General features: G+C 41.0%; 5 protein-coding genes and 1 pseudogene. All 6 read left to right on the top strand.

Annotation, left to right across the window (positions count from 1 at the left end; all coding sequences use genetic code 11):
• Nucleotides 1-340 (top strand): annotated as a pseudogene (locus AB6D07_RS21920) (hypothetical protein); the annotation flags it as partial.
• Nucleotides 337-2292, top strand: a complete 1956-nt coding sequence (locus AB6D07_RS21915) for a hypothetical protein (RefSeq protein WP_016791613.1) — start codon at nt 337-339, stop codon at nt 2290-2292. The pseudogene AB6D07_RS21920 and the gene AB6D07_RS21915, both read left to right, overlap by 4 nt.
• Nucleotides 2267-2968: a hypothetical protein gene (locus AB6D07_RS21910; RefSeq protein ID WP_017103675.1), complete on the top strand. Its 702-nt coding sequence runs from the start codon at nt 2267-2269 to the stop codon at nt 2966-2968. The genes AB6D07_RS21915 and AB6D07_RS21910 overlap by 26 nt, the downstream gene beginning before the upstream one ends.
• A gap of 1234 nt (nt 2969-4202) precedes the next feature.
• A complete protein-coding gene (locus AB6D07_RS21905) occupies nt 4203-4445 on the top strand; it encodes a hypothetical protein (protein WP_016791615.1) in 243 nt (80 codons plus the stop codon).
• A gap of 896 nt (nt 4446-5341) precedes the next feature.
• Nucleotides 5342-7504 carry an ATP-dependent endonuclease gene (locus AB6D07_RS21900; RefSeq protein ID WP_016791617.1) on the top strand — a complete coding sequence of 721 codons (2163 nt, stop codon included), beginning with the start codon at nt 5342-5344 and terminating at the stop codon, nt 7502-7504.
• Between the two features lie 9 nt (nt 7505-7513).
• Nucleotides 7514-9439, top strand: a complete 1926-nt coding sequence (locus tag AB6D07_RS21895; protein WP_016791618.1) for a UvrD-helicase domain-containing protein — start codon at nt 7514-7516, stop codon at nt 9437-9439.
• Nucleotides 9440-9647 lie beyond the last annotated feature (208 nt).

The raw sequence follows: 9647 nt of genomic DNA, 5'->3' as shown, positions 1-9647 counted from the left end.
GAAATACGCGAAACGGGGTTGTTCTATCTTTAAATTTAATTACGCAACAAAGCCCCCTCACATGGTTATCTTAGAAACAGACCTTTGGCGATTATTTTCTTTTCAAAAAGCATTAAGACATGATTTCGAATCCGGAAGAATTCCATCCCATGTTTGGGTAAAACGTTATGGCGTTTATTTGCAAATTTTGGAGAAAGATCTGCCAGATGCATTCAAGCACCGTCCCTTAGTCGTATCTAAAGCGCGAAAACGCGCTGAAGATTCGCCATATCCATTATGGGATCTACATGAAGGCTCTTATCTAACAAACATGCTGAAGAGCATGGAGGCTGCATCGTGAGAATTCTAAAATTACAACAATCAAATGGACTTTCGGGCCAAAATGCATTGACGGTCGAGCAACTTAAAAGATTGACTTATCAAGAGAAGACCCGGTTATCTATTGGGGAGTTTGAAGGGCAATCTTTAGGTGATTATGGTGATGAAGAGTGGCTGTTTTATCTATTGAATGGTGCTGCAAATAAACATCGTTCAGACAAAACCTTAAATTTTAAAGATCAACTTGTAGAGCTAGATCTTACGTTGAACAAGAGTGAGGCGGTCGGATGTTACACCATCTTCGAAGCTGCTCGTGATTGTTTGTGGTTACGTTATCAGGATGGCATATCAGTTGGGACACTTAAAAGTGAATTGAGAGCTTGGAAGGTATTCTTCCTATGGTGGAAGGAGTTTTTTGATGGAATGGATTTTGAGCAGTGGTTATCTGAACCTTTAAGGTTAAACGAGTACTTGGAGTGGATTAAGCGTGACTTTCGAAAGAATAATAGCCAAAGCATGATCTCTAGCATTCAGCAACAATATCGACTTCAACCTTTATTTCAGCTTTATAAATATCGAAGTTTATTAAAGTGCGGCTTAGCTTACCCGCCGTTTGGCAGGCGCGCAGCGTCTACGGTATTGGGATTTAAAAGGAAATATAAGCAAACTCAGGTTATTGAGGAGTCTTCATGGGTTCTGATTATTCAAGCTGCGTGGAAGATAGTGAGTTGCTCAGATGGTGCCATTGCGCTCTATAACAACTATTGGGAAAGTGAACGATTAAAACTAAAGAATAAGCCCACTCGTGACGGAAACGTTCCGAGTCAAAGTACTTTATTTAATCGACTCCAAAAGTACCTAGTGCAGCATGGATATGATTCATATTCAACGCTGGAACGGGAAATTATTCTTTTTGAAGCTGCGGCTGCTGTTTTAATTCTCGGGCTTACAGGTATGCGCCAGAGTGAATTATCAAGTTTATCAAAAGAGTGTTATCAGGAGAAAAATTCCGACTTTTCTGCCATTCAGTTTAAATCAAGTTATTTACAAGGAGTGACCTTCAAGTATGCACACTTGCCCGAAGGGGAATCACATCAATGGCTTGTGCCATCAAAATTGAAATTAGTGATCGAGAAATTAAATCGACTAAATCAATGTCGGCGTATGCGAACTTTTGAAATGTTAAAAAAACATAGGTTTAATGGAGAATACGAACGGTTGTGGGGAGATGCCGTTCGAGCAAATCAAAGCCTTTTTGTGTCGTGTGGTTTGAATGTAAACCACAAGCTTTCTATGAGGTGGGGAATGTTGACGATTAAACGGCGAGTCGATACCTTCATGGAATATCTGTCAAATGAACAAGGGTTATCCGTCCCGATGCGTGTTACTCCGCATATGTTTCGGCGTACTTTTGCACGATTCATTGCGCTTTCACCACTTGGTAGTGTTGAAGCTTTGCGAGATCAGTTTGCTCACCGTGCTGGTGATGTTACCGAATATTATACTCAAGGTGGTGACGGCGAGATTTTGAACTGGATTTTAGAGGACCAGAGTTCTTTTCAACAAGCCGTGATTGAAACACAGCTTAATCATAATGATGGCTTGCATGGAGGGCTGGGTGACGCAGTCTCCTCGGAAGAGTTTGCAAGCAGAGACTTTCACACGTCTAAAAATTTAAAAACTTTACGAAAAAATATTGGGGGTGGCATGGAAGTTCAACTCAATGCTCACTCAGTTTCTGTTCGGCCGGTTGATAAAGGGGCGTGCGCTAATAATTGCCGTCTGAATCGAGTGCAATGTATCTCCTGTGAGAACTGTGTAATTACGCCAGCTCAGTTACCTTTTTGGGAAGATCAACTGACTATTATGGAAGCGTGTGCAAAAGAGGGCATTGTGCAGGGGATTGATAAAGTTCGTGAACTTGTCAGCCAGCTTAGGGAGGATATTCGTGAATCAGCAGCAACAGCCGAGTGAGGGGCTTAATGAACGATTTCAGGAAGCATTAGAAGCACTGAAACTGTTGACTCCAGAGGATGTGTTAAGAGGGCGTCGTCAATGTATGTCCTTACGTTTATTTTCCGATACATTTGATATTACTCGCACCACTATTAAAAAATATCCTCAATTCTACGAACAAGTACTGCTTGCTATCACGGGATGGAACCATTCTTTTGATCTTTGTTCTGAATCCCCAAAAGATACAATCAAGCCGAATAGAGCCGATGAATTGGAAAGTAAAATTTTAAACTTGGAAGAAGAGTTATCTTTGGCACAAGGGGCACAGTTTGAGGCTTGGCAAGAGCGGATGAGGTCGGAAGAGGAACTGAAGAAAGTCGTCGCCGAACTGAATCAATTGAAACAAGTAGGGCGATTTCCACCGGTCGTAGAGGGTTTCTCCTCCCGCTATGCTAAACGAGTGCCATTATGGTTTCAGTTTGAAGTCTTGAGGTTATACCCATCGGAGCATGAATCGATCATGGTGAAAGTTGAGCAATATAAAAAACGATATGCATCCGCTTTACCGGGCGGGACTGATGGTTTTTATGCGTTATTTGTTCGCCCGGATGCTGCGTTTGTTGGTTCCTCTTTGCTTGAAAGTATGGGGCAACAAGAAGAGGTTGAAGCCTTATTAAAGTCGAGGTGTTTGTAATCTATGGTTTATAGGGGGCTTTTTGAGCCCCCAGTATGTTATTTCTCGATTGTAATTTCTCCTTGCTCTATCAAGAGAAGGAAACGCTCATAATCGTGCTGATAGGCATAAATAGGATATGGTGCACATGAGCCTGCTAAAAACTGCTCGAAAGCCACTCTATAGATGTTAGGTAGCTCATTTGGATCAATGACTTTGAAGGGAACATCGGTCAAATTAAAAGCAGTGAGTATAGGGTGTGATATTGAATTGTTTGTGGTCTATTATCTTTCATAATATGAATCAAAGTCATACATCAACATTGAGGCAACTATTTTGCTGCTCTGATGACCTACTGAAATCGTGACAGTTTTCGGTTTAAGACGTACCTTCGAAAGTTAGTAAGCTGTCAGTCAATCATGGTTTACCTTTGTTCGTTACCTAATGGTAGGCAAATTGGGGCTTGAGGCATTTTTTGTTAAGCCCGATGGACTATGGTAGCTAAATTCGCAGTGCTCGCGGTTTTAGATCATTTCGAAACGGGGCGTTTGGTGCCATTAACCGACTGTGAAAGCTGTGGACAACCAAAAAACGCCTATTAAACTACGGGAACTGTGGAAACCAACAATGCTTAGAAACCTATAGCAGTATTGCCTCTGGGTTATGTACTTCCAGGTCAGAGATAAAATGCTCTATGTGTATGTTTTTAAAGAGATGTGATAGTTCTAAGTTCAATCGAAATCGTGACAACTTGAAGGTTAATAGCCTTCATATTGGCACTGGTTGAAGGTTAGTTGCCAGACGGGAATCAATCATCAATACCTTTGTCCTTTGCCTTATGGTAGGGAAAATGCGGGATTGAGGTGTTTTTTGGTTGGTTCTATGGACTATGGTAGCTAAATTCGATCTTCACGCGGTTTTTAAGTCAATTCATCACGATTTGGTAGGGAAAATCCGATTGGTGGCGGTTTTAGGTCCGGTGTAAATACATTTAACCAAGGTAAAAGCTCAACACTTGAAGTGTGTAGGGTTCTATTAAACAGCGTAATAGACGCCAGTATTAAGTTTGAAACTAACTTAAAACCAAGAAATACCTATCAAAAATGCTGGTTATGCTTATGATGGTACATGTATATAACTGGTTTTACTTGATGAAATCAACTCGCTCGTCTGATACGTAATCGAGATAAATGGAATCAAAGAGTACTTTGATAATTTTTGGTGATTATATTTTTAAGGGTAGCTGAGGCGATAGATGATTACACTAAATGTTTATTTTTGCTCTGTTAACGCACCGTACATATTAACATCCGAGCTTTTGAGCAGCATTCAAGAGAGTTACCCTGCACTCTATCCCGAATTTTTAAAAGATGAAGGGGCGCTAGAAGTAACAACAGTCAGGATTATCGACAAAGAGTATGCTTTTTACCCATCAGATGTAGAAAAAATCGCACTCCGGTTTGGTATTGATATTGAATTTAAGAAAGTAATCCTTTGACTTATAAAAAGGGATTGGCTGAGGTCATGTGTATGGTCAGAGAGAGTCTAAGTTGCAAATACTACAAGAATAATGAAATCTGACTATTCGTAACCTCCCTCAAGCTTCATATCAATGTACTGCAGTAATGCAGAAGCACCATATTTGTTAATAATGTCTTGAGGTGTTATATGTCCGTAGCTGGCCACCAAGTAGGAGGTATACCAACTTACATAATCTTCATCTAGATGACACAGCCTATCCATAATTAACTCAGTATCCACGCTAGAAACAACCTCTCTGATGTTTTCCAATGAACTTCCAATGTTCTGCCCTTTAGATTCATTGCATCTCATAGTAAAAGACCTACTTCTGTGATTTTGGGGGAGTGAACCCTAATTCATCTATACTCAACTTCAAGTTTGTGCAGCAATACTATGAAAAGTCAAACCTAAAAATGTCTGACTTGACCATCTAACTCAGTATCTCGAATTTTTTGACCATTTCGGAGTGACTGCTTCAGCGATATCAGACACTCTCGTTAGCAACTTTTGTCATCTTTTTAATAATTCATGCTTCGCTAAATTAGCACTAAATTAGCAATTTTTCTAAAACGGAATTGCCCCTTTCCTTGTGAGAGTAAAGGCCCTTTCACATTCTGTTAATTGAACCTTGCCTTATCAATATTAATGAAACGATAGACTATTACTCAATCAGTTTTGCTGTTGTTCATTCTCATTATACGCAGAGCCGTCACACAGTTTGCTGATATACGTTGAGTTGCTTACTTAAGGCGAGCAGAATAGGAGGGAGAAGCAACTATATGTTGTAAATTATTGCTCTCATTGACATTTATCCGTTCAGAATTACAGGACTGTGTTTTTGAAAGCCCCTGCTTTGTTTTTAGGTTTTGTTATATGAAAATCACCTCTTTCGCTTTGAAAAACTACCGAAGACTAGCCGACGTCAACTTGGTGCTAGATGATAAAACAACTGTCCTTGTCGGAGCTAATAATAGTGGAAAAACGTCCTGTATAGGGGCGCTACACACCTTCCTGAAAAGCCCAGACAATCTAAAAGTTCGAGATATATCGAAGCGTAATTGGAAGGAAATCCAAAAACTAGGCAAACAAATCGAACAAGAATTTCCTACTAGCGAGAAAATGCAGGAACTATCGGATGTTCTTATCAGTCTACTGCCGAGTTTAGACATAGAGATCACTGCAGAAGTGAATGAGGCATACAAGGTTCGTGACATCCTGCCAGATCTGGAATGGCGCGGTGGTGCGTTATTTGTTCGCATAACTTACGAAGCAACTGATATTTCTAAACTGTGTCGTGAGTTTGTTGATATGAGAGGCGTTGTATCCAAATATACAGGTAAGGTAAGTTTGTGGCCCAAAGATCTATGTGATTTCTTGGAGAAAGGTCGTAACCTCAGTAAATTCATTAAGCAAAAGCATTACATTTTGAGCAAAGGAGTCGAGCCTACTTCGAAAGAGGTTTTGCAGCCCCTAAAATCTGACGCTTTGAAAAAGTTAATTAGAGTCGATGTTCAATCTGAGCAACGCGGCTCAGGTGATGAAGATAAAACGGAGCAAAAAGGACCATATTCGGAAAAGCAGCGGCTCAATAAGCTACTTCGAGGATATTACGATCGTATCTTGAACCCCGAAGATTTTCCTGAGCCAGAAGACCTTGAGGTCTTGGGACATCAGCAAGACCTAGAAGAGGGGTTTACCAGTAGATTGAACGCTCAGTTCAATGCACCCTTCGAAGAACTGAAAAGCATGGGATATCCCGGTATCGGCGGTAATCCGACTGTTGAAATTGCCGCGAAAATTAGCGGCACGGATGCTTTGCAAAAATCCTCATCGGTCCGATATCGTTTTGATACAAATGAAGAAGAGTTTCTTCCCGAAAGCTACTTAGGCCTTGGCTACCAAAATCTTATATATCTGACCTTTAGGCTTCTAGAGTTTCGTGACAAATGGATGCGCGTAGGAAAATCGGCTTCATCTGAGGATAAAGTCGAGGATCAGATAGAACCAATCCATTTAGTTTTACTCGAAGAGCCGGAAGTTAATCTTCACGCTCAAGTTCAGCGAGTGTTTGTATCGAAAGCTTATGATACTTTGCGGAACCACCCCGATTTGCGCGACAAGGCAACCCAAAAAGATAAGTCTGAATACCAAACACAGCTCGTGATTAGTACCCACTCTAGTCATATTATCAACGATATTGATTTCAAAGATTTACGTTACTTCCGACGAAATGATGCGAATAAGTCCATCAAAATGGATCATACATCAATTGCAAACATGTCAGAGCTTTTTGCGAAGGCAAAAGATGAGCTTTTGTTTGTTAGAAAACACTTGAAGCTAACTCATTGTGACATCTTCTTTGCCGATGGCGTTATTTTTGTTGAAGGCCAAGCCGAGAGCCTTCTTGTGCCTGAATTTATTTCCAAGAGCTTCCCGAAGTTGTCGAATCGGTACATCTCTATGCTTGAGGTGAACGGTGCGCACACGCACAAGTACAGAAATTTAGTCGAGAAGCTTGGAGTAGCAACTCTAGTGCTGACAGATCTTGATTCTGTTAATAATAAAGGGAAGTCTTGTTTCCCGAAAAAGAAGTCAGCTCAAAAAACTAATAATGATACCTTGAAGAAATGGCATCCAAAGAAAGAAGCGCTAGATGACTTGGTGGCCTTACCTCAAGCGAAACATGCTACAACAAGCGGAGATGCACCGCTTTATGTTGCCTATCAAAAACCAACACAGATTTCTGGAGAAATGATTTTATCCCGAACTTTTGAAGATGCGTTGATTTTGGCGAATTTCGAGGATGATTATTTCCAGAACATAAAAAAGCTCAAAGATGCGAAAACTGATTTTGAAAGCGGCACAGAACCGTTGTCGAAGTCACTTTATGACTATGTGCAAGGTTTAAAGAAGGGTGACTTTGCCTTCAATTGCCTCTTTCATCTTGCGGATAATGAGGCGAATAGCTTCAATCCCCCAGATTATATGAGCGATGGTCTTACGTGGTTGCAAGATCAACTGTCACCAAAAGCGTAGGGGAAAATTATGTCAGAGCAATTTTACTTGGCTGAAACCAAACCTATCGATCATGATAATAAAGTTGATGAAGGTATCCGAGAGTGTCTAAGTATAGGTTCGGGAAAAAGCTTCATCACCTTCGCAGGGGCGGGGTCAGGCAAAACCTACTCCCTGAAAAAGGCTCTAGAATTCCTGAAAGCTCAATATTCTGATGACTTTATTCTTAAGGGAAAGCAAATTGCTGTTGTGACCTTTACGAACAACGCAGCCGATGAAATAAAAGATCGGATTGAGCAAAGCCCAATCTTTGCGGTTTCGACAATTCATAGTTTTTGCTGGTCCGCTATTGCTGGTTTCAATGAGGATATTCGCAAGTGGTACTTGGAAAAAATCCCCACTGATTTAGAAGATCTTGAAGAAAAAGAACGGAAAGGTCGATCAGGCAAGGCTTCTGATGCTCGAAAAAGAGATATCATCCGTTTGACTAAAAAAATGGAATGGCTAGCAGAGCCACGATCTTTTATCTACGATCCAAATGGAGTCAACTCCTCCCCTAATTCGTTGGCGCATGCAGATGTCTTGAAAATTTTCTCAACTTTTTTGATTAATAAGCCGATGATGGCCGAAGTCATAGTAAATAAATTCCCTTTTATATTTCTCGACGAAAGTCAGGATACCAACAAAGATGTAGTCAGTGCATTTTTTGAGCTGCAAGATACCAAATCGGATAAAGTTGTCATCGGCTTGTTTGGAGATACGATGCAGCGCATCTTTGGCGGGGGTGAACCTGAACTAGGCAACACAAAGCCAAGCGATTGGACCACTTTCAATAAGGAAATGAACCATCGGTCAGCACGACGTATCGTGGGGCTAGGCAATCAAATACGTAATGCAGGTGATGAACGGAAACAGTATGCCGAAGAAGGAGCAGCAGAAGGTTACGTACGATATTTCTTATTACAGCAAGGTGTTTTAGACAAAGATGACATCGAATTGAAAATTCGTGAGACCATGGCGGAAGTAACGGGCGATGCTGACTGGATAGATATTCAATCAAAAGAAACCGCTATCTTACTTCTGGAACATAAGATGGCTGGTCGTCGGCTTGGCTTTGATGCTCTTTGGGACAAGCTTTCAAAATCAGGCAAAATTAAAGATCGGATTTCTGAAGGTGAAAATACAGAGCTGAATTTTTTTGCTGGCATTGTTTTTCCTATTGCTGAGGCGAGTTTGAAGAAAAACCGATCTGAATTGATGTCTATCTTAAGGGAAACGAAGTCGCCGCTTCTGGAAGCCAGTGTGCTTGATGCTCACAAGGATGATCCGCTAGCGCTTGCCCGAGCAGCAGAACATGCGTTTAGATGTGTGATTTCAAATGTTGAGGTTAGCTTTCGTGAAGTTCTAGAAGTGCTTGCTGAGCATAACCTCCTAAGAATTCCAGCGAAATTGCAGTCTTTTGTAGCTACCACTGAAGAACGCGTGGTTGAATCAAAGCTAGATCAAGCGGAAGCCATACTAGAGATTGAACCAGAACCTGAAGAGTGGGATGACAGCGAGATTTCTGCTTGGGCTGAAGCCTTGGAGACTAATTTCTTTCAAATTCGGAACTATAAAGAATACATTGATGAGAACTCAATTTTTCGCACCCATCAAGGCGTGAAGGGCAACGAATTCGATCGTGTTATGGTTGTCATGGATGATGATGAAGCCGGCGGGTTCTTATTTTCCTACGAGCAGTATTTTGGCGTAAAGGAACTTTCTCAAAGTAGTAAGAAAAAGCAGGATGCGGGTGAAGAAACTGGTTTGGATCGCACTCGACGGTTGTTCTATGTTACATCTACACGAGCGAAGAGTAGTCTTGCCCATGTGATATACACTTCCGATGTAAACGGACTAAAGACAAATCTTATTGAAAGAAAATTTGCTCGAGAAGGTGAGATTATTGAGCTTTAAGGAAACAAGTCTAACGAATGGGAGCTAATCATACGTTTTTGTTTCTAGGGTTTTAACTTACTTTTACTAATCTTATATTGGCGAGCTACCACAAATAATTTAGCTCGCTTTTGTCCAAAAACCTCTCAGGCTGAATTTTTACCCGTGGCATTTTGTGATTACCGAGGGAGGTTGACGGTCTAAATACCGAAGGATTCTGTCGTTGCTT

This window comes from Vibrio sp. 10N.239.312.C11, assembly GCF_041466065.1.
Taxonomy (GTDB): Bacteria; Pseudomonadota; Gammaproteobacteria; order Enterobacterales; family Vibrionaceae; genus Vibrio; species Vibrio tasmaniensis_A.
Note: the sequence above shows the minus strand (reverse complement) of the source record. Positions and strands in the feature narration are given on the sequence as shown.

Bases quoted from the DNA above. Each gene is read 5' to 3' on its own strand.
- AB6D07_RS21900 (WP_016791617.1), top strand. From the start codon at position 5,342: ATGAAAATCACCTCTTTCGCTTTGAAAAACTACCGAAGACTAGCCGAC.
- AB6D07_RS21895 (WP_016791618.1), top strand. From the start codon at position 7,514: ATGTCAGAGCAATTTTACTTGGCTGAAACCAAACCTATCGATCATGAT.
- AB6D07_RS21905 (WP_016791615.1), top strand. From the start codon at position 4,203: ATGATTACACTAAATGTTTATTTTTGCTCTGTTAACGCACCGTACATA.